At 34.5% G+C, this 20,036-nt stretch carries 18 protein-coding genes; 7 read left to right on the top strand and 11 right to left on the bottom strand.

Features of this window, described 5'->3' with window-relative positions:
* Positions 1 to 75 precede the first annotated feature (75 nt).
* Positions 76 to 1,437 (top strand): aminotransferase class V-fold PLP-dependent enzyme, encoded by a 1,362-nt coding sequence (locus N4270_RS14925; protein ID WP_260098148.1) that lies wholly within the window; start codon positions 76 to 78, stop codon positions 1,435 to 1,437.
* A gap of 113 nt (positions 1,438 to 1,550) precedes the next feature.
* A complete protein-coding gene (gene apaG / locus N4270_RS14930) occupies positions 1,551 to 1,937 on the top strand; it encodes a Co2+/Mg2+ efflux protein ApaG (RefSeq protein ID WP_260098149.1) in 387 nt (128 codons plus the stop codon).
* Between the two features lie 15 nt (positions 1,938 to 1,952).
* Here the strand turns inward: apaG and N4270_RS14935 are convergent, their stop codons facing one another.
* The gene (locus tag N4270_RS14935; RefSeq protein WP_260098150.1) at positions 1,953 to 2,954 is read right to left on the bottom strand and encodes a DUF6695 family protein; all 1,002 of its coding nucleotides are present in this window, start codon (positions 2,952 to 2,954) and stop codon (positions 1,953 to 1,955) included.
* Positions 2,955 to 3,092: 138 nt separating this feature from the next.
* Between N4270_RS14935 and pruA the strand changes: the two genes are divergently transcribed.
* Both pruA and N4270_RS14945 read left to right on the top strand, forming a co-directional pair.
* The gene (pruA, locus tag N4270_RS14940) at positions 3,093 to 4,718 is read left to right on the top strand and encodes an L-glutamate gamma-semialdehyde dehydrogenase (protein WP_260098151.1); all 1,626 of its coding nucleotides are present in this window, start codon (positions 3,093 to 3,095) and stop codon (positions 4,716 to 4,718) included.
* Positions 4,719 to 4,861: 143 nt separating this feature from the next.
* Positions 4,862 to 6,679 (top strand): T9SS type A sorting domain-containing protein, encoded by a 1,818-nt coding sequence (locus N4270_RS14945; protein ID WP_260098152.1) that lies wholly within the window; start codon positions 4,862 to 4,864, stop codon positions 6,677 to 6,679.
* A 67-nt stretch (positions 6,680 to 6,746) separates the two neighbouring features.
* Here the strand turns inward: N4270_RS14945 and N4270_RS14950 are convergent, their stop codons facing one another.
* Entirely contained in the window at positions 6,747 to 7,541 is a 795-nt protein-coding gene (locus N4270_RS14950) for a DUF2797 domain-containing protein (RefSeq protein ID WP_260098153.1), read from the bottom strand.
* Positions 7,542 to 7,585: 44 nt separating this feature from the next.
* Here N4270_RS14950 and N4270_RS14955 point away from each other — a divergent pair, with 44 nt between their 5' ends.
* The gene (locus N4270_RS14955; protein WP_260098154.1) at positions 7,586 to 9,106 is read left to right on the top strand and encodes a GH3 auxin-responsive promoter family protein; all 1,521 of its coding nucleotides are present in this window, start codon (positions 7,586 to 7,588) and stop codon (positions 9,104 to 9,106) included.
* A gap of 319 nt (positions 9,107 to 9,425) precedes the next feature.
* Here the strand turns inward: N4270_RS14955 and clpX are convergent, their stop codons facing one another.
* The 9 genes from clpX to N4270_RS15000 form a co-directional block, all read right to left on the bottom strand.
* A complete protein-coding gene (gene clpX / locus N4270_RS14960) occupies positions 9,426 to 10,658 on the bottom strand; it encodes an ATP-dependent Clp protease ATP-binding subunit ClpX (RefSeq protein ID WP_260098155.1) in 1,233 nt (410 codons plus the stop codon).
* Between the two features lie 111 nt (positions 10,659 to 10,769).
* A complete protein-coding gene (gene clpP, locus N4270_RS14965) occupies positions 10,770 to 11,444 on the bottom strand; it encodes an ATP-dependent Clp endopeptidase proteolytic subunit ClpP (RefSeq protein ID WP_260098156.1) in 675 nt (224 codons plus the stop codon).
* A gap of 89 nt (positions 11,445 to 11,533) precedes the next feature.
* Positions 11,534 to 12,856 (bottom strand): trigger factor, encoded by a 1,323-nt coding sequence (tig, locus tag N4270_RS14970; protein ID WP_260098157.1) that lies wholly within the window; start codon positions 12,854 to 12,856, stop codon positions 11,534 to 11,536.
* Between the two features lie 104 nt (positions 12,857 to 12,960).
* Complete coding sequence (locus N4270_RS14975; protein ID WP_260098158.1) at positions 12,961 to 13,554, bottom strand: hypothetical protein; 594 nt, start codon at positions 13,552 to 13,554, stop codon at positions 12,961 to 12,963.
* On the bottom strand, positions 13,526 to 15,229 hold the full coding sequence (locus N4270_RS14980; protein ID WP_260098159.1) for a hypothetical protein: 1,704 nt from the start codon (positions 15,227 to 15,229) through the stop codon (positions 13,526 to 13,528). Before N4270_RS14980 ends, N4270_RS14975 begins: the two co-directional genes overlap by 29 nt.
* A 132-nt stretch (positions 15,230 to 15,361) precedes the next feature.
* Positions 15,362 to 15,709, bottom strand: coding sequence for a phage holin family protein (locus N4270_RS14985; RefSeq protein WP_260098160.1), 348 nt, complete (start codon positions 15,707 to 15,709; stop codon positions 15,362 to 15,364).
* A gap of 16 nt (positions 15,710 to 15,725) precedes the next feature.
* Complete coding sequence (locus N4270_RS14990; RefSeq protein ID WP_260098161.1) at positions 15,726 to 16,817, bottom strand: energy transducer TonB; 1,092 nt, start codon at positions 16,815 to 16,817, stop codon at positions 15,726 to 15,728.
* Positions 16,818 to 16,856: 39 nt separating this feature from the next.
* The gene (locus tag N4270_RS14995) at positions 16,857 to 17,624 is read right to left on the bottom strand and encodes an alpha/beta fold hydrolase (protein ID WP_260098162.1); all 768 of its coding nucleotides are present in this window, start codon (positions 17,622 to 17,624) and stop codon (positions 16,857 to 16,859) included.
* Positions 17,621 to 18,334 (bottom strand): pyridoxine 5'-phosphate synthase, encoded by a 714-nt coding sequence (locus N4270_RS15000; protein ID WP_260098163.1) that lies wholly within the window; start codon positions 18,332 to 18,334, stop codon positions 17,621 to 17,623. The genes N4270_RS14995 and N4270_RS15000 overlap by 4 nt, the downstream gene beginning before the upstream one ends.
* Before the next feature lie 89 nt (positions 18,335 to 18,423).
* Between N4270_RS15000 and N4270_RS15005 the strand changes: the two genes are divergently transcribed.
* Positions 18,424 to 19,080, top strand: coding sequence for a CBS domain-containing protein (locus N4270_RS15005; protein ID WP_260098164.1), 657 nt, complete (start codon positions 18,424 to 18,426; stop codon positions 19,078 to 19,080).
* A gap of 2 nt (positions 19,081 to 19,082) precedes the next feature.
* Positions 19,083 to 19,958 carry an NAD kinase gene (locus tag N4270_RS15010; protein ID WP_260098165.1) on the top strand — a complete coding sequence of 292 codons (876 nt, stop codon included), beginning with the start codon at positions 19,083 to 19,085 and terminating at the stop codon, positions 19,956 to 19,958.
* Positions 19,959 to 20,036: the final 78 nt, after the last annotated feature.

Consider the following 20,036-nt stretch of genomic DNA (forward strand, 5'->3'; position numbering starts at 1 on the left):
TATATGGATATGAATAATATTCCGGAAAATAGGGATAAATTTACATAAAGCCAAACTATAAGACTTTAATCACATATGCAAAACGACCTTAAACTATTTATAGAGCTTGCTGAATTTTTAATTTCCGAAGAACAAAATAAACCTGTTGCAGCTCCAATTGACACCAAAGCGTTGTACCAGAAGCTTAATCTTCAACTGGAAGATGAAGCTACTATAGATTCTGAATTTAAAGCACTTCTTAAAAACATCATTAAAAGCACACCAAAAACAGCATCAACTTCTTTTTTTAATCAGCTGTTTGGCGGCCGAATAGATCGTGCAACTCTTGGTGATTTATTAGCGGTTATGCTTAATAACAGCATGTACACCTATAAAGTTGCCGGACCACAAGTTGGTATTGAAAAAACAATACTTCATAAAATCTGCAATATCATAGGTTATCCTGAAGAAGCCGACGGTACTTTTGCTCCAGGTGGTTCAATGAGTAATTATATGGCTGTACTAATGGCTAGAGACAAGTACAATCCGTCGGTTAGAAATGAAGGTATCACGAATAAAATGACGTTATACACCTCGGAAGTCTCTCATTATTCTATTGCCAAAAACGCCTCCTTTATTGGTGTTGGACGACAACAGGTTAGAGCTATAAAAACCAATGATAGAGGTGAAATGCTCGCTGAAGATTTAGACCTCCAAATTACCCGAGACATCCAACAAGGTTTTCAACCATTTTTTGTAAATGCTACTGCAGGAACAACAGTTTTAGGTGCTTTTGACCCTGTGAAGAGCATTCATGAAATCTGTAAAAAACATGATGTTTGGCTTCATTTAGATGGTGCCTATTGTGGCGCTGTTATTTTTAGTAACACCTACAAACATTTGGTAGAAGGCATCGCATTAACAGATTCGTTTAGTGTTAACGCACATAAAATGCTAGGCACACCTTTGAGTTGCTCTATTTTGGTAACCAGAAATAAAGCCTATTTACACCAATCGCTTTCTAACGAAGCCGAATACCTTTACCAAACCGATAGTGACGATTTTAATTTGGGCAAAACATCACTTCAATGTGGTCGAAGAAACGATGCCTTAAAACTTTGGACCTTATGGAAATCTGTTGGAACAAACGGACTAGAAGCTATCGTTGATCATCAATTTAAATTGGCAAACTTAGCTCGTGATTATATTAATAAGCATCCCGATTATACCTTATTTAGTTTTGATGATTCGATTTCGGTATGTTTTAATTACAAAACCATTTCTGCTAAAAAATTATGTACCGCTTTATATGAAGAATCCAAACTGATGGTAGGCTTCGGAAATTTTAAAGGACAAGATTTTGTAAGAATGGTCACCATTAACAGCCTACTAAATGAAGAAGATATTTTAAACTTCTTCAAAACGATTGAAAAATTTGTAATTTCAACTGATATTTAAATCATTTTATCGAATATCAATTTATAATTTGTTAAAATTTTGCACAATTTGAAAAAAGTCTTCAGATTAATAGAAAATTCCTTATTTTTGTAGGCTATTATTGGGATTAATTCATGGTTCAACAAGTTACAAGCGGCATAAAAATTTCTGTCGAGACATCTTTCGAAGGCACATTTTATAAAAATTATAAAGTGCATTTCGCGTTTGGCTATAAAGTAACTATTGAAAATCAAAGTAAAGATTCTGTTCAGCTAAATTCCAGATACTGGAGAGTATTGGATGCTTTAAATAATGTAGAAGTTATCGAAGGCGAAGGTGTTATTGGCAAAAAGCCAGTTTTAAAACCTGGAGAATCCCATACGTATAATTCGGGTTGCCTACTTACCTCACCTTTTGGAGCCATGCAAGGCCATTACAACATGGTCAACTTTACCAATACCAATAAATTTAAGGTTATCATTCCTACCTTTAAATTAAGTGCACCTTTTGCTCTTAATTAGACACCAGCTATCATTTCAGTTTTTGTAATCCTTCAGATACTCAAACCTGTAGGTCTTATTGTTTTGTTCCACATGAAAAAATTGGCAATTAGAATAATGCACAAATCTATAGTCTAACTGAATATTAAACCCTTCAGAAATAACACTATAAACAGCATCACAATCAACATTTCCGTAAGGAGAAATACGTCTGTATCTAAACTGATTTGAATCATTTAAATCGTAAAGCTCAAACCAGGCGCCAGTCCCAATACCTCCTAACCATTGGGCGTGACTTTTTTTAATATCATTTTCTTGAGGCATAAGTTTACCAATCCTATCGGGCTTATACGCCTTAAGGCTATCTAAAAACAAACGTCTGTTTTCTTTTCTAACAGTAGAATCAAATGCGGAAATTTCTCCAGCTTCAGAAACTACATAAACATGATTTTCAGTATCTCCTAAAACCACATTACCAATAGTACTTGGTGTAAATCGTTTCGACTTGATTAAGCGAGATTTAATTGACGGATTTGTAACACTTTCAATCAAGCTATCTGTCACAAATCTCGCACAATTGGACGCCTTCTTAATAAAAGCTGCATAACGCACAAAACCCTGATTCTGAATGGTTGTTATATATGTTTTTGCCTTTTGGTAATCAATAGCATTACACACCGAAGCATATAAATGGCCGTCCCCATGGGTGAGTTGAGGATGAGTTGCCAAAAACTTCAAAATAGCCTTTAAATTTACAATCTGATCGTTTTCAACCTGAGCCGTTATTGGAAAGTTGAGCTCAAAATCAATCTCTTTTGATCGCACTCTTCCGTGTGGCAAGGAAGTGATATACCTTCCAAAGTCATAATAGTCTAAATTGCCTGTCGACTTCTCTATCAACACTAAAGCAGCATGACCTGCTCTTACATAGTTTCTATTTCCTATATGTAAAAATCTAAGAAAAGGAGAATACCATTCTTGGGCATGAGGGACAATTGTTTCCGGATAAGCAAGTGTGAGGATGATTCCGTCATTCATATTAAAAATATTAGGAGCAACTTACAAAAAATTAGCGATTAATTTAACCTTGTTTTATTACTTAGAAATTCATTAGTCGTCAAAAAATCGTAACTTTGCAGCTTCAAAATAATAATGAATTTTTAAACCAAAATAAAGATGGGAAAAGGATTTTTCAATGTACCAGTAGCTATAAATGAGCCTGTTAAATCATATGCGCCGGGTTCTCCAGAACGCGAAGCTGTTTTAGCAGCTTACAAAGAAATGTGGAATACGAAGATTGATGTGCCCTTATATATTAACGGAAAAGATATATCTACCGGAAACACTAAAACCATGTCGGCTCCACATGACCATCAACATATCGTTGGAACCTATCATTTAGCCGAAAAATCTCATGTAGAAGACGCTATATCTACAGCTTTAGAAGCCAGAAAAACTTGGTCTCAATTACCTTGGGAACAGCGCGCTGGAATCTTCTTAAAAGCTGCCGAATTGATTGCTGGACCTTACAGAGCGAAGATCAATGCTGCAACCATGATTGCACAATCTAAAACAGTTCACCAGGCCGAAATTGATGCGGCTTGCGAGTTGATAGACTTCTTACGTTTTAATGTGCAGTTTATGACCGATATTTATCATGAACAACCTGAAAGCACAAGTGGTGCCTGGAACCGATTAGAATACCGTCCGCTTGAAGGATTTACTTATGCTGTAACACCGTTTAACTTTACTGCTATTGCTGGAAATCTTCCTGCTTGCATGGCAATGATGGGTAATGTAGTCGTTTGGAAACCAAGTGACAGTCAAATTTTCTCAGCAAAAGTGATTATGGACGTATTTAAGGAAGCCGGAGTTCCTGATGGTGTTATTAATGTGGTATTTGGTGATCCTGTGATGATTACAGATACTGTAATGGCTAGTCCTGATTTTTCTGGTTTACACTTTACGGGTTCCACACATATCTTTAAAGAACTTTGGAAAAAAATTGGAAACAATATTCATAACTACAAAACCTACCCAAGAATTGTTGGCGAAACAGGAGGAAAAGATTTCATCGTCGCTCATAAAACAGCAAATCCGATTCAAGTAGCGACAGCTATTTCGAGAGGTGCTTTCGAATTTCAAGGACAAAAATGTAGTGCAGCTTCTAGAGCTTACGTCCCTTCAAATCTTTGGGATACGGTTAAAAAACGTATTATAGAAGACACGAAATCATTCAAAATGGGATCACCAGAAGATTTGAGCAATTTCATTACTGCTGTGATACACGAAGGCTCTTTTGACAAATTAGCAAGCTATATCGATCAAGCTAAAAGTGATAGTAATGCCGAAATTATTGCTGGTGGAAATTACGATAAAAGTAAAGGTTACTTTATTGAACCAACGATTATCGTCACTACCGATCCTAAATACACGACCATGTGTACAGAATTATTTGGACCTGTAATCACCATTTATGTTTACGATGAAAATGACTACTCTGAAACCTTAAAACTTGTTGACCAAACAAGCGAGTATGCGTTAACTGGAGCTATACTTGCTACAGATAGATATGCGATTCAAGAAGCGACAAAAGCCTTACAAAATTGTGCTGGAAACTTCTATATCAATGACAAACCAACTGGAGCTGTTGTTGGACAACAACCTTTTGGAGGTGCTAGAGCATCTGGAACCAACGACAAGGCAGGTAGTGCACTTAACTTATTACGTTGGGTTTCTCCTAGAATGATTAAGGAAACATTTGTAACTCCTACAGATTATCGCTATCCTTTTTTAGGATAAATTCTCTGTACAATCTATAAAAGCATCCTCAAATTTAACAGTTTGAGGATTTTTTTTGCCTTTTAACCTAAAACGTTACATGACACCTATTTAACTAAATGAAACTTTGTATCTTGTTGTCATAATCATAAAATTAATTGATCATGATAAAAAAATACGCTTTACTTTTTTTAGCACTCCCTCTTTTTGCTCAGTCGCAAACTATTGAGTTCGAGTCAACTGTTGCAGCCGACTTAAACGGTTATGCTGGCGCGACAACCTTTTCTGGTTTAGGCGAGTACGAAATATTTCTAGATACAGAATCTGGTGTTTTAGACAAGCCTATCATTTTATTAGATGGTTTTGATCCTGCAGATGGCAGAGATATTACTGGTATTTATGATTTACTAGACTATACAGGATCTGGAGGTGATCAAAACTTAGCCGACTTAGTAAGGGCTGAAGGTTTTGATGTTGTTATTTTAAACTTCCCTGTTTATTTTAGATTGAGTGATAACACCTTATTAAATTTTGATGATGCCACAGATGTTAATGCAGACACAGTCATTGATGAAGCCGACTATCCTGGTAGTACTTTAGTAGATGGTGGTGTCGATTTTATTGAACGTAATGCTATGTTGCTTGTCGATTTAATTAACACACTGAATGCTGATAAAGTTGGTGATGAAGAATTAGTCATTATCGGCCCAAGTATGGGTGGTTTAATTTCCAGATATGCATTAAACTATATGGAACATGAACAAGCAAATAATGGAGGTCCTGATCATGAAACACGTTTATGGATGTCTTTTGATGCGCCTCACTTAGGTGCTAATATTCCTTTAGGATTTCAACACCAGTTTAATTATTTAGCTAATGGTTTAGGTGATGGTGTTAATATAGAAGAACTTCAACCTGTAGTGAATGGCTTATTAAAATCTCCAGCTGCAAGACAATTATTAGTCGATCATTTTGAGACTCACTTAGAAAACGGTAGCCTTTTTCTGTTTGATGCCACTAAGGTGTTACCTGAAGCTCACCCTTACAGAACTACTTTTGATACTAACATTAATAATTTATCACCGACCGGATATCCTCAAAACACAAGAAATGTTGCCATTATAAATGGTAGCGGAATTGGCACACCATTTCAGGACATAAATGGAGCGCCTGTAACACCTGGATTTTCAGTGTTAAATATTGTCGATTTAAGCTTACCTGATATTCCTCCTGCAAGTAATATTACGGCAACACTTCAAATTAATCTGACACCTACGTCTGGAAATCAAGAAGTGATTAGTAAAATTTTAGTCACTGGAACGGTTGTTATATTTCCGTTTACAGTTGCTGATGCCGAAGTGGAATCATTAGCGCCTGCGTTTTCAGATGGTGTTGATGCTGCTTCTGGAGGACTCTTTAATCTATCAGCATTTACTGAAGGTTTAGATACTGAAGGATTGGTTGGCAGTGTTTTAACCGAATTACAATTAAATAAATTCAGCTATATCCCTTCCGTAAGTGGTATGGCTCTGGACGTTGCTCCAGCAAATGAAGTGAATTGGTTTCACGATATTGATTTAGGTGAACCTGATAGCACAGGGGATACATTAAACAGTACACCTTTTGTGAATTGGCATATGCCAGATGACAACGAAGATCACGTACAATTAACCGAAGAGAATGTGATATTCGCACTTAGTGAAATCATCCCTGAAACATTGTCAAACACCGATTTTGAAAACTTAGTTTCAATCAAAGTTGAGAAAAATCCTATTGTGAATGAACTGACTATTTTAAGTAATAAAACGCTTGATGACGCCAACATATCTTTAATTGACATCACAGGCAAATCAGTTTATAGATCGACACAAACCTTAGACGGTAGACTCTCGATACCTTTGAATCTTGATTCGGGAATGTATATTCTCAACTTAGAAACCAAAGATAATTACAACTATCGCACTAAAATAATCGTGAGATAAAACGCAAAAGACCTTTCTAGTTGAAAGGTCTTTTTTTTTGCTTTAACTATTCAGGTTTTTGGGTGTTTTAATGTATTTGAAACTTAACAACCAAACCTTCATTTGCTCTTACATTAAAAACTGTATTATCATCAAAAATGAGGTATTGCCCTTTAACACCAACTAGTTTTCCTGTATATGACTGCTCTTTTTTGATATTTAAACTTTTAGGCTTTTCAGGGTATTTATGAACTGGAAACTGCAAATGGGTTTCAGAATTTGAAGCAATATAATAGGCTTTTGCTTCTTCTGGTATGAACGTTTTTAAGCGCTCTCGCCATTCAACTAAATTTTCATCTTCTATGTCGTTCTTCAGCATTTTTCGCCAATTGGTTTTGTCGGCCACATGATCTTTAAGTGCAACTTCGGTAATTCCAGCAAGATAGCGGTTAGGCACTTCTACAATTTCAATCGCTTCATGAGCTCCTTGGTCAATCCATCGTGTAGGAACTTGTAACTTTCTGGTCACACCCACTTTTACATTGCTCGAATTAGCTAAATAGACAATATGAGGCTGCAATTGCACCTTTTTTTCATAGTCCAAATCCCGATCTTCTTTTCCTAAATGCGCTGTACTTAATTCTGGACGCATGATCCAATCTCCCGCTTGTGGAATATCAAAAAAGTCGTCCTTACAAAAGCCTTGTCTGTAAATAGGTTTGTTTAATCCGCACTTCAAACATTGGTATTTTACAAATTCCATCGTAAGTGTTTTATCCAATAACTGATTCATATTCAGGAAATCACTGTCTAATATTAAATAGTATTGAATTGGCTCTGCAAACTCGGTTTGCATTTTTGTTAAAACACCTTGATAAAACATATAAAAAAAAGTATTATTTTTAAAACTTAAAGATACCAAAAAAAATGCCGATTCCCTTAGTAAATTCTATTGCTTCGTGGTTTTTAAAAAAACGATTTCATCAAATTGAATTGTTTTTAAAATACCCAAATGAAGTCCAAAATGAATTACTATTTCAGCTTCTTTCAACAGCTAAAGATACTGAAATTGGTAAGCGGTATGATTTCAATTCTATTAGCAATTACAGCACATTTTCAGAACGTATTCCTATATCCTCTTATGAGGATTGCAAAGACATGATTGAACGGTCACGTCGTGGAGAAAACAATATTTTCTGGCCTAATCCCATAAAGTGGTTTGCTAAATCAAGTGGCACCACAAATGCCAAGAGTAAATTCATCCCTGTAAGCAGTGAATCTCTAGAAGATTGTCATTATGCTGCTAGTAAGGATTTACTGTGTATGTATCTCAATAATAACGAAAACTCACAACTATTCACTGGTAAAGGTTTACGGTTAGGAGGAAGCAAAGAATTGTACAAAGAAAATGGGACTGTTTTTGGGGATTTATCGGCTATTTTAATTGATAATATGCCATTTTGGGCCGAATTCAGTAGCACTCCAAGTAATAAAGTTTCCTTGATGAGCGATTGGGAAACCAAGATGCAAGCAATTGTTGATGAAACGAGAAATGAAAACGTTACGAGTTTAGCGGGTGTTCCGTCGTGGATGCTGGTATTACTTAATACTATTTTAGACAGTACCGGAAAAGACAATTTATTTGACATTTGGCCTAACCTCGAGGTTTACTTTCATGGAGGCGTTAGTTTTGTGCCTTATGTTGATCAGTATAAAGCGATTTTACCGAAATCAGATTTCAAGTATTATGAAATTTACAATGCTTCGGAAGGCTTTTTTGCTATCCAAGACCAAAACAATAGCAGTGAATTATTATTAATGCTCGACTACGGAATTTTCTATGAATTCATTCCAATGACCACCTACGGAACTCCTAGCCAGAAGGTAATTCCGTTAAGCGACGTTGAAATTGGTGTTAACTACGCGGTGATTATCACCACTAACGCTGGTCTTTGGCGTTATAAAATTGGAGACACCATACGCTTTACATCTATAAACCCATATCGCATAAAAGTGTCTGGTAGAACCAAACACCATATTAATGCTTTTGGCGAAGAATTAATTATTGAAAATGCTGAAGACGCATTAAGAGAGGTGTGTCATTCTACACAATCTGAAATTGTTGAGTATACAGCTGCTCCCATTTTTATGAATGGTAAGTCTAAAGGCTCTCACGAATGGCTTATAGAATTTAAAACACCTCCAAAAGACCTCAATACATTTAATGAATTACTGGACTCAAAGTTAAAGTCATTAAACTCAGATTATGAGGCAAAGCGTTTAAATAACATGACTTTAAATATGCCAACAGTTCATGTGGCAAGAGAACAGTTGTTTTACGATTGGCTAAAACAACACGATAAGCTTGGCGGTCAGCATAAAATTCCGAGATTATCTAATAGCAGAGAGTATCTTGATGAGCTTCTTATGTTAAATACACGATCTTAATCTGCTATTTTACTCTTAATCTCATTACTCGGTTTAAAAAACTCTTTAAAATCCGATGAAATACACAGTATTTTCCCACACAACGAGTATTTAATAGTATTCATCCAAAACCATACAAAGTCATTTTTATTCTGAGATTAATGCAACTATATTTACGAAGTCTTAAAGAAATAGAAGCTTATAAATTAGCTGAGTTAAGACTTAAAAATGACACAAAATAGTTTAGATATTGTTCTGCAATATTAGTTTTTAAATCCAAATAAAAAACCACTCTCGGGAAAGAGTGGTTTCTTTTTTATAGTCAATAAATCAAATTCACTTAAGAAACTGCTTTTAACTTTTTAAGCGTTGATTTAGTTAACTTATTTTCGGCGTACGACTTCGTAACGTTTAGTTTTTTCTCATCAGAACTAGGCATTTCAAACATCGCATCGGTTAAGATTTCTTCGCAAAGCGAACGCAATCCTCTTGCGCCTAGCTTATACTCAATCGCTTTTGTTACAATATAGTCTAAAGCGCCTTCGGTAATTGTAAACTCGATTTCGTCCATTTCAAACAATTTTTTATACTGTTTGATAATGGCATTTTTAGGTTCGGTTAAAATGGCTCTCAGCGTATTTGCGTCTAAAGGATCCATATAGGTCAATACAGGTAAACGCCCAATAATTTCTGGGATTAAACCAAAGTCTTTTAAATCTTTAGGTATAATATACTGCAATAAGTTATTAGTATCTAAAGCATCGCCATCGTGGGCTGCTTTGTATCCTATCGCAGCTAAATTTAAACGTTTTGATATTTTTTTATCAATACCGTCAAAGGCACCACCAGCAATAAATAAGATATGTTCTGTATTAACTTCAATAAATTTTTGGTCAGGATGCTTACGTCCGCCCTTTGGTGGTACATTAACTACAGTTCCTTCCAGTAATTTTAATAAGGCTTGCTGCACACCTTCACCCGAAACATCTCGAGTTATCGACGGGTTATCGCTTTTACGTGCAATTTTATCAATTTCATCAATAAAAACAATTCCCTTTTCGGCTTTTTCAAGATTGTAATCGGCCGCTTGTAATAAACGCGTCAAGATACTTTCAACATCTTCACCAACATAACCAGCTTCAGTTAAAACCGTAGCATCAACAATAGCTAAAGGCACATTAAGCATTCTGGCTACTGTTTTAGCCATAAGTGTTTTACCTGTCCCTGTTTGTCCCACCATAATGATGTTTGACTTTTGAATTTCAATTTCATCATCTGTAGGCGATTGAAGTAAACGTTTATAGTGGTTATAAACGGCAACAGACATGACTTTTTTAGTATATTCTTGACCAATGATATATTCATCGAGAAAAGACTTAATCTGTTGCGGTTTTTTAAGCATTAATTCTGAAGACAACTCTGCATTATCAGATTGCTTAGATTCTTCTAAAACAATACCATGTGCTTGTTCGATACAGCGATCACAGATGTGCGCATCTAAACCAGCAATCAACAGATTGGTTTCAGGTTTTTTTCGTCCACAAAACGAACATTCTAATTCTTCCTTTGCCATAAATCAATATTAACTTCTCTACTAAGAAACCGACGACGCGATTTCCCGATTTAAATTCAAATGATAGTAATGCTGTTACAATAAAAGCACTACGCGTTCCGAAGTATAATGTTATCCTCTAGATAGTACTTCGTCTATCATTCCGTATTCTTTAGCTTTTTCTGCTTTCATCCAGTAATCACGATCACTATCTTCATAAATTTTGTCGTAATCCTGTCCAGAATGCTTACTAATTATTTTATACAATTCTTCTTTGAGGGTCAAAATTTCACGAGCTGTAATTTCGATATCACTAGCCTGACCTTGAGCACCTCCTAATGGTTGATGGATCATGACTCGAGAGTGCGTTAAACCACTACGTTTTCCTTTTTCACCTGCACATAATAACACGGCTCCCATTGAAGCAGCCATTCCTGTACAAATCGTCGCTACATCAGGCTTGATTAACTGCATGGTATCATAAATACCTAAACCTGCATAAACACTACCTCCTGGAGAGTTGATATATATCTGAATGTCTTTAGAGGCATCAGCACTTTCTAAAAACAATAATTGTGCTTGTATAATATTGGCAATTTGATCATTTATTGCGGTTCCCATAAAGATAATGCGATCCATCATTAAACGTGAAAACACATCCAATTGAGAAATATTTAACTGACGCTCTTCTATGATGTAAGGCGTCATACTTGTAGGATACATACTACTTACAATTTTATTGTAATATGTACTACTTATACCTTGATCTTTTATTGCGAATTTTTCAAATTCTTTTCCGTAATCCATAGATTTTTCTTAAATCATTTATTGTGAAACAAAAAGCGTAAAACCATTCCGTTTTACGCTTTAAATATACTAATTTATAATGTAAACGCTTAACTATAGAACTCTTTTACAAAATCATCGTAAGTTATCTCTTTTGTCTTTAAGTTAGCTTCGGATTTGTAAAGGTTTAACAATTTGGTACTCATTAATTGTTCTGATAATCGCTTCACCTCATCTTTATTTGATAGGATTCTTGCTGCAATACCATCTAATTCTTCATCAGTAGAATTCATTTGACCAAACTGAGCCATTTGTGCTTTAATCATTTCTTTAGCATGGCTTTGTAAGTCTTCAAACTGCACCTGAAGGTCATATTTTTCGATTAATTTTCCTTCAATTAACTGGTAACGCATGCTTTTTTCAGATTTTTCGTATTCTTCTTTAGCTTGCTCTGCATCCATTTCGGTTTCACCTGCTGTTTGCATCCATTTTTGTAAAAACTCTGCTGGCAAATCAAATTTTGTGTTTTCTACTAAATATTCAGTAACATCATTTAATAGCTTTTGATCGCCTTGTTGAGCAAATTGCTTTTCAGAATCTTCTTTGATTTTTTCTTTAAGTTCGGTTACAGAGGTTACGATTCCCTTTCCGAAGAGTTTATCAAACAATTCTTGATCTAAATCTGCTAATTCTCTCGAGTTGATCTCGTTAATTGTAAACGTTACTTCGATATCTAAACCGTGAGCATCGTCGTGAGATACTTTTAAAAATGTCATTAAATCGTGATCATCTTCAAACAACCCTTTTGTTTTTAATGTCACCACATCACCAACTTTAGCTCCTATAAATTTTTTCTCGGTTGCTTTACCTTTAAATTTATCCAGAGTAATGGTAGTCGAGTTATTGATTGCTTTCTCTTCATTAGCAAATACACCTGTAATTTCTGAATCTTTAGCTACTTCTGTTTCAGATACGATTTTACCATATTGCTTTCTAATATGCTCAACTTGGTTGTCTAGCATTTTGTCATCGGCAACGATATTGTAATGCGTGATTGCTTTTTTACTTTTTAAGTCCACTTCAAACTCAGGTGCTAAACCTAATTCGAACTCAAAAGAAAAGGCATCAGCATCCCAATCTAAATCATCTTGAGGCTTCGGTAAAGGGTTACCTAAAACGTCTAATTTTTCTTCGGTTAAATACTTACCTAAAGCATCTTGTAAAAGCTTATTAACCTCATCAACTAAAACGGCTTTACCATATTGCTTTTTTACCATAGTCATTGGCACATGTCCTTTTCTAAAACCAGGTATATTAGCCGATTTACGGTAATCGCTTAATATTTTTTCTACTTTATCGCTGTAATCTTCTTTAGCGATATCAACTTTTACCACTGCATTTAATGCATCGATGTTTTCTCTTGTAATATTCATTTTTTTCTATACTAAACCCAAAATTGGGTATTAAAAAGGGCTGCAAAAATACGATTTTTTTTGCAACCCAACAATAGTTTAAGTGATTGATTTTAAGAACTAGATTAAAACCAAAGGTTATCAATTTTTGAAAAGTAATGCCATCCTAGTTTTTCGTTATTTTTAAGAATATATAGTGTTTTTTTACCATTATAATAATGCAAAACAATTGCATATTTATAATCTTCTCTATAATAAGGTCTAGATATATAATTTCCCGTGTTTTTTACTAAGCTAGCATTATTGACCCTATCCTTTTCCCAAAAAGACAACATTTCATGTGGTTTAATAAAATTTTCAATATCATATTTGGTAAATAGGCTGTCAACTAATTTACATTTTAAATCCCACCTATTTTTTCGTTTTTCTTGTATTTTTTCACTATCATATATTATTGAATCCTTTTCTTCATTATAGTCCTTGAGAATGGTATAAAAAGGTTTGTTTAAAAATCGGTAATCATAATATTTCAGCAAATCACTTTGATCTGCATTGATTCTTTTCCTTAGATTATAACTATCGCCTTTTGAAACACTTGTTAGTTCAATGATCTTATTTAAGATAACATAATCATCGTTTACATCTTGCGAATTACAATTAAAAATAATCAATAAAAAAATGATTAATATACTAATTACATGTTTTTGTTCCTTTTGCATTTTGTGTGTTGTTAAAGTTTTCATATGCTAACAATGTTTGTGCTTCAGTTCGTTCTGCCGGTGTTAAGTTATCATCATCATTGAATACATCATATCCATTTAAACCTCCCCAAACCAATTTTTTGGCATAAATTAAATCTACTCCACCAATATTATTTTCAATACAGTATTTATGTAAACTATCTGCTAGATCGTCTATAAAATCAACATATATATTATGCAATTCTTGTTGAGCAATATTTTCTTTTGTAGTATCATTAGGATTTGCAAACCAATTATCTAAAGCTATTTTTAATGTTGTATAATTAGGGTATTCAGTCAACAATTCATCATCATGATATAAATGATAAATATGAGCATGTAGTAATTCATGATAAAAAGTATTAACAAAACCTAGATTAGTAGCTTTATCTAAATGAGTATTATTAAAATTTATATCAATTACATCAGCATTAGTTTCTGTATTACTTCCTGGGTTAGGGTCCGTTCCAGCACCTGATCCAGTTACCAATGGAGGGTTACCTTGACCTACTGATAAATCAGAAATTTTGATATCATTATCTTCAGAAATAATATAATCACTCTTAATCATGTTTGTGAAGGTAGAATTAACTTTCATAATTGACATAAACAGTACATTCCTTTGGCATTTTTTATCCATACCATCTACCCAAGTTTTTAAAGATTCAAATTCCAAATCATCATCTTCAATCATTGCTTCAATTACAGCTTCAACAAAGTCTTTATCCTCTTGAGTAATATTTCCTAAAAAATCTTCATTTTGTTTTAAATACAAATACATACTGATCACTTCAGGAAAGTTTGAAAAAGTATTTAACCATACTAACTCTTGTTGGTTATTTGACGTATTTAAATTTAAGATAGTGACAACTTCACTAATTAAATCAGCAGGAATTGTTGATGTACTGTTTCCTGTGTTTGGCGAACTGGAAGAGCCTCCACCACCTCCACCAGAACCCTCTGGTGGCTCTATAGTTTCTGGGTCACCAGTTGGACTAGAGTAATCACAAATTTGATAGGACTCTACCCAAGTAAAACTTGGAGTGCAATTAGATCCTGCTAAATGAACAGCTCCTTGTGTACCTTGATCCCAATTACAATAAGATATATGAACAGTCTGACAAAATCGCCTAGCATTTAATCCATCTAAACTACCGTCATAATTTAAAGATTCATAAGATACTTGACCAGAAAAAGGTGTTTGATTATCTAAAGCATAGGCGTCCAAATAACCAGAATTTGGTTTATAAGTCAATATATAAGCGCTTGTAGAGTCTGAAGCTACTTTAAATTGTACAACCAAATTACTAAATGTCCCTTCTAGTTGCTGATGCTTTACAATTGGAATTGTATACGTGTTGTATTCGTCTCCACTATGAATAGCGATCTCTTGATGTTCTAAAATAATAAAACCGTTCTCTGATTCTAAACCTGTTCTAAAATGTATGTCCTCAATTTTTTTTTTTGTTTTTAAGCTTTTAACAAAATCTTTAACCTGAGTGTATTCATAAAGCTTTCCTTTTTTGAATAAAGTGTTGCCATCTTCTTCAAGATTATTATTTGGATCCTGTTCATCAAGGTTTTCTTTTTGACAACTAAAGGTCATTACAACTATTCCTAAGAAAAGGAGTGTGTGCTTAAACAGGTGTTTCATGTATAAATAGTTTTAAATTAAATTTCAGTTAACAAAATCAATTAAACTAATTATTAGGGTAACCAAATATAGAAAATATTCTAAAAACAACAACTATTTAAAATGTTAATTAAAAATAATTCCAGATTGGAATTATTCTTTCTCCTCTTTTAAAAGCGAATAGGCAATAGACTGCGAGATGGATAATAGAATACTAAACAATAAGGCAACCCAAAAGCCATCAACATCAAAATCATCAATAAATCGATCTGCTAATAAAATGATACACGCATTAATGACAAATAAAAACAAGCCTAAGGTCACCATCGTAATGGGTATGGTTAAAATAACCAGAATGGGCTTAACAATAGCATTAAGCAAAGCCAGAACCACAGCTACAATAAGTGCTGCTGTAAAATTAGTCACGTCTACTCCTGATAGAAAATGTGCTAATAACATGACGATTCCTGCGGTAATTAAAAGTCTGATAATAAGTTTCATAATAGTCGTGTTTTAATTATTGAACTTGAAACAAAATAGGTAACGAATAAGGGACGATTACAGGCTTTCCTTTTTGAAAACCTGGCTGTAATTTTGGCATTAATTTGATAACTCTAATCGCTTCTTGTTCTAGTGCTGGATGAGGGCCTCTTGCCTGAACATTAAATACCTCTCCTTCTTTTCCTATTTTAAAAATCACATAAATACGGTGTCTTCCTTTAAGTCCGTTTTTTACAGCAATTCCCGTGTTAAAATGCGTACCCACAAATTTGGAAATGGCTTGACTCATACATGTTTTTCGGTCTTTATTTCCGTAAACATATTCACAGCCAGGATATAATGGCACTTTCTCTATTACACCATCAGGAACAAGTGTAGGTTCTAAAGAAACTGTTTGATCTGTATTTACAGCAACGCCTTCTCTAAATTTAATTTTTTCAACCTTCTTTTTAGACGCATTGTAACGTATCCAGGTTTTATCAAATTCATCATTATCGTAATAACCTTTCCATTCTAAATGACCTTCTTCGGTATAACGTTTCTCCTCTCCTTTCTTCTTTTCCTTGATCATCACACCTTCTAATTTTAACTGCCCATTGTCATAATACTGCTTATAACCACCATTTCTGTAGCCATTAAAGTAGTTGACTTCCCAGGCAATATTCCCATTATCGTGGTACAATTTCCATACACCATACAAATCTGACTTCTCATAATTTGCCTCAATTTTTAATCGCCCGTCTTCCGTGAATTCTTTATAAAACCCGCGTTTTAATTGTCTTTTATATTTAAGGTTTCCACTTTCATAATACCCAAACGCAACATCATTCTCGCCTTCTTTTTTGATTTCATAGCTTACGGTTCCGTCTTCAAAATAGGAAATTGAATTTGGCAAAAATTTCCCTTTATCATAGTTATGAATCTTAGAAATTTGTCCGCTCTTATAATAATCAACCCACTTTCCATCTCTTTTACTATCTACATAGTTTCCTTCGGATTTCAGCTCTCCTGATTTATAATAGGTTTTAAACGGACCATCTTCAAACTTTTGAGCAAAAGCGAATTGACACGATATAATAACGATGATTAGTGCTAAACGGATATTCATGTAATTAATTTAATACGTTAGGTTAAAGGTATTTGATTTTTAAGCCGAAACAAAATTCACCACGGCATTATAGAAGTCTTCAGGATTTTCGGCATGTAACCAATGTCCGGCATTACATATTGTTACTATTTTTGCCTTCGGAAAGTGCTGTTTGATTAATTTTTCATCGTTCGGGATGACATATTCACTTTTATCGCCTCTGAGAAACAGTGTTGATTTTTCGAATTTTGAATGCATAGGAAGTGCTTCACCAACTTCAGACACATTATCTTTTAAAACGTCTAAATTAATTCGCAGTCCTAATTGTCCTTTTTGAACCCAATACAAGTTTTTAAGCAAAAACATACGTGTACCAATGTCTGAAACATATTGCGATAATAGAGTATCGGCTGCGCCACGGCTTTTAATCTTGTTAAAATCTAAAGCGCTCAATCCGGCAAGAATAGTATCGTGATGGATTGGGTAAAAGCGCGGACTAATATCGGCCACCAACAATTTGGAAACCAGTTCTGGGTATTCGGTTGCAAAGAGCATGGCCGTTTTTCCTCCCATAGAATGCCCTAAAAGCACAATGTCTTTCAGTTGGTGTGTTTCGCAATACGCTTTTAAATCATCGGCTAGCACCTCATAATTAAAATTGTCATCATGAAAACTATGGCCATGATTACGTTGGTCTACAAGGTGAACTTCAAAACCAGCTTCGCTAAATTTTTTCCCAAGGGTTTTCCAATTATCGCTCATTCCCAGAAATCCGTGGAGAATAATAAATGGTTGGCCTTGACCTATAATTTGAGAGTGTAACTTCATTGTAATCGTTGTAAATACATTTGTATGACATTTTCAACGCCCAGATATAAACTTTCAGATACCAGAGCATGTCCAATTGAAACTTCTAATAAGCCAGGAATATGTTGCTTAAAAAATTTAATATTGTCTAATGACAAATCGTGTCCTGCATTAACGCCGAGCCCGATACTATTAGCCAGTTCAGCTGCTTTAGTAAAGGGTTCAATCGCTTTTCCATTGCCTAATCCGTATTGGTGTGCAAAAGATTCGGTGTAAAGCTCTATTCGGTCAGTTCCTGTAGCTTTAGCACCTTCAATCATATCTAAAACCGGATCGACAAATATTGAAGTACGAATACCATTAGATTTAAATTCAGAAATCACTTCAGTTAAAAAATCTTTATGTTTAATGGTATCCCATCCTGCATCCGAAGTTAAAGCATCAACAGCATCTGGCACCAAAGTCACCTGTGTAGGTTGTACCTCTAAAACCAAATCCATAAACGATTTAATTGGGTTGCCTTCAACATTAAATTCGGTATACACTTCGGGTTTTAAATCTCTTGTATCTTGATAACGAATATGCCTCTCATCTGGTCTTGGATGCACTGTAACACCCTCGGCTCCAAATCGCTGCACATCCTTAGCAAACTGTACAACATTTGGTGTTTGCCCGTCACGTGAATTTCGCAACGTTGCTATCTTATTAATATTTACACTTAACTTGGTCATATATCCATAATTTAGAATACAAAAATACAAAGTAGTTAACGCTTATTGTGGTAATTTTTAATTAATTTGCAGTAGAATTTAAGACGATTATGCCATTACAAGAATACATTATTAACGATATAAAACCTCTTAACATTAACGATAAGGTGAGTGATGTTCAGCTTATTTTTAATGAGTTAACCTATTCGCATATTCCTGTTGAAAATAATGGTGTTTATCAAGGCTGTATTTCTGAAACTGATTCGCATTGTTTTGAATCTCAAAAAACTATTGCTGATTGTAATTACGCACTTGATGGCTTTTTTGTAAGACCTGACACTAATTGGTTGGATGTTTTAGAAACCTTTGCTCAAAACTCCTGCAATATTATGCCTGTGTTAGATAAGCACAATAATTATTTAGGCTATTATGAACTTGGAGATATTATAGGTTTATTTAATGAAACGCCTTTTTTTGCTGAACCTGGAGGCATTTTAATTGTTGAAAAAGGTATTCAGGATTATTCATTTAGTGAAATTAGTCAGATTGTTGAATCGAACGACGCCAAAATTTTAGGTGCTTTTATTTCAAAAATGGAAAGCGATGTGATTCAGATTACTTTAAAAATAGGTAATACTGGTTTAAATGATGTCATTCAAACGTTTAGACGTTACAGTTACAATATTATTTCTGGTCATGAAGAAGACAATTATGTTGAAAATTTGAAAGAGCGTTCAGAATATCTTAAAAAATACTTAGACATATAACTATGAAGGTCGCGGTTTACAGTCAGTACTATCCTGAAAAATCTTCAAAATCTTTTGATGAACTCATCAGCATTCTGCAAAAAAATAAGGTTGATATTTATATAGAAAAGTCTTTTTTTGAGCACACTTCCGAAGCTATAAAAAACCAAGAATCCATACATTCATTTTCCGAATTGAATGAAAGTTTTGACCTCCTCATTAGTATTGGTGGTGATGGCACCATATTAAGAGCGGTGACGTATGTAAGAGATTATTCGATACCAATTGTTGGTATCAACACTGGGCGTCTCGGATTTTTAGCAACTATACAAATTGATGAAATAGAAACAGCCATTGAGCATATTCTCAACGGTAATTATAAAACCTCTGAGCGCACTTTATTAAGTGTAGAAACAAATCCTGGTAGTAAGGATTTGAAAGATACCAATTTTGCACTTAACGAAATTGCTGTGAGCCGGAAAAACACCACCTCGATGATTATTGTTGAAACGCACCTCAATGATGAATATCTAACTTCGTATTGGGCTGACGGACTCATAATAGCGACACCTACAGGCTCAACAGGTTACTCGTTGAGTTGTGGCGGACCAGTAATTACGCCCGATGCTGATGGTTTTGTGTTAACACCTATTGCACCTCATAACCTGAATGCCAGACCACTGGTTATTCCAGATGACACCACCATTAAACTTAAAGTTGATGGTCGAGAAGACCAGCATTTAATGTCATTAGACTCTAGAATTATCACCTTATCTAATGCCACACTTATCACTATAAAAAAAGCAGCATTTAAAATTAAGATGGTAGAACTTTTAGACGAAAGCTTTATCGATACCTTGAGAAAGAAAATGCTTTGGGGCGAAGACAAGCGAAACTGAGTCCCTAATCATGCAATAAATCCTTATAATATCAGTTTTCTGTAAGACAATATGCCACAAATTACCATAGGCAATTCA

Origin of the sequence: Psychroserpens sp. SPM9 (genome assembly GCF_025153525.1) — a bacterium.
GTDB lineage: Bacteria > Bacteroidota > Bacteroidia > Flavobacteriales > Flavobacteriaceae > Psychroserpens.

What these genes read in the sequence shown, in the direction of transcription:
- N4270_RS14925 (WP_260098148.1), top strand. Translation starts at nt 76, where the DNA reads ATGCAAAACGACCTTAAACTATTTATAGAGCTTGCTGAATTTTTAATT.
- apaG (WP_260098149.1), top strand. Translation starts at nt 1,551, where the DNA reads ATGGTTCAACAAGTTACAAGCGGCATAAAAATTTCTGTCGAGACATCT.
- N4270_RS14935 (WP_260098150.1), bottom strand. Translation starts at nt 2,954, where the DNA reads ATGAATGACGGAATCATCCTCACACTTGCTTATCCGGAAACAATTGTC.
- pruA (WP_260098151.1), top strand. Translation starts at nt 3,093, where the DNA reads ATGGGAAAAGGATTTTTCAATGTACCAGTAGCTATAAATGAGCCTGTT.
- N4270_RS14945 (WP_260098152.1), top strand. Translation starts at nt 4,862, where the DNA reads ATGATAAAAAAATACGCTTTACTTTTTTTAGCACTCCCTCTTTTTGCT.
- N4270_RS14950 (WP_260098153.1), bottom strand. Translation starts at nt 7,541, where the DNA reads ATGTTTTATCAAGGTGTTTTAACAAAAATGCAAACCGAGTTTGCAGAG.
- N4270_RS14955 (WP_260098154.1), top strand. Translation starts at nt 7,586, where the DNA reads ATGCCGATTCCCTTAGTAAATTCTATTGCTTCGTGGTTTTTAAAAAAA.
- clpX (WP_260098155.1), bottom strand. Translation starts at nt 10,658, where the DNA reads ATGGCAAAGGAAGAATTAGAATGTTCGTTTTGTGGACGAAAAAAACCT.
- clpP (WP_260098156.1), bottom strand. Translation starts at nt 11,444, where the DNA reads ATGGATTACGGAAAAGAATTTGAAAAATTCGCAATAAAAGATCAAGGT.
- tig (WP_260098157.1), bottom strand. Translation starts at nt 12,856, where the DNA reads ATGAATATTACAAGAGAAAACATCGATGCATTAAATGCAGTGGTAAAA.
- N4270_RS14975 (WP_260098158.1), bottom strand. Translation starts at nt 13,554, where the DNA reads ATGCAAAAGGAACAAAAACATGTAATTAGTATATTAATCATTTTTTTA.
- N4270_RS14980 (WP_260098159.1), bottom strand. Translation starts at nt 15,229, where the DNA reads ATGAAACACCTGTTTAAGCACACACTCCTTTTCTTAGGAATAGTTGTA.
- N4270_RS14985 (WP_260098160.1), bottom strand. Translation starts at nt 15,709, where the DNA reads ATGAAACTTATTATCAGACTTTTAATTACCGCAGGAATCGTCATGTTA.
- N4270_RS14990 (WP_260098161.1), bottom strand. Translation starts at nt 16,817, where the DNA reads ATGAATATCCGTTTAGCACTAATCATCGTTATTATATCGTGTCAATTC.
- N4270_RS14995 (WP_260098162.1), bottom strand. Translation starts at nt 17,624, where the DNA reads ATGAAGTTACACTCTCAAATTATAGGTCAAGGCCAACCATTTATTATT.
- N4270_RS15000 (WP_260098163.1), bottom strand. Translation starts at nt 18,334, where the DNA reads ATGACCAAGTTAAGTGTAAATATTAATAAGATAGCAACGTTGCGAAAT.
- N4270_RS15005 (WP_260098164.1), top strand. Translation starts at nt 18,424, where the DNA reads ATGCCATTACAAGAATACATTATTAACGATATAAAACCTCTTAACATT.
- N4270_RS15010 (WP_260098165.1), top strand. Translation starts at nt 19,083, where the DNA reads ATGAAGGTCGCGGTTTACAGTCAGTACTATCCTGAAAAATCTTCAAAA.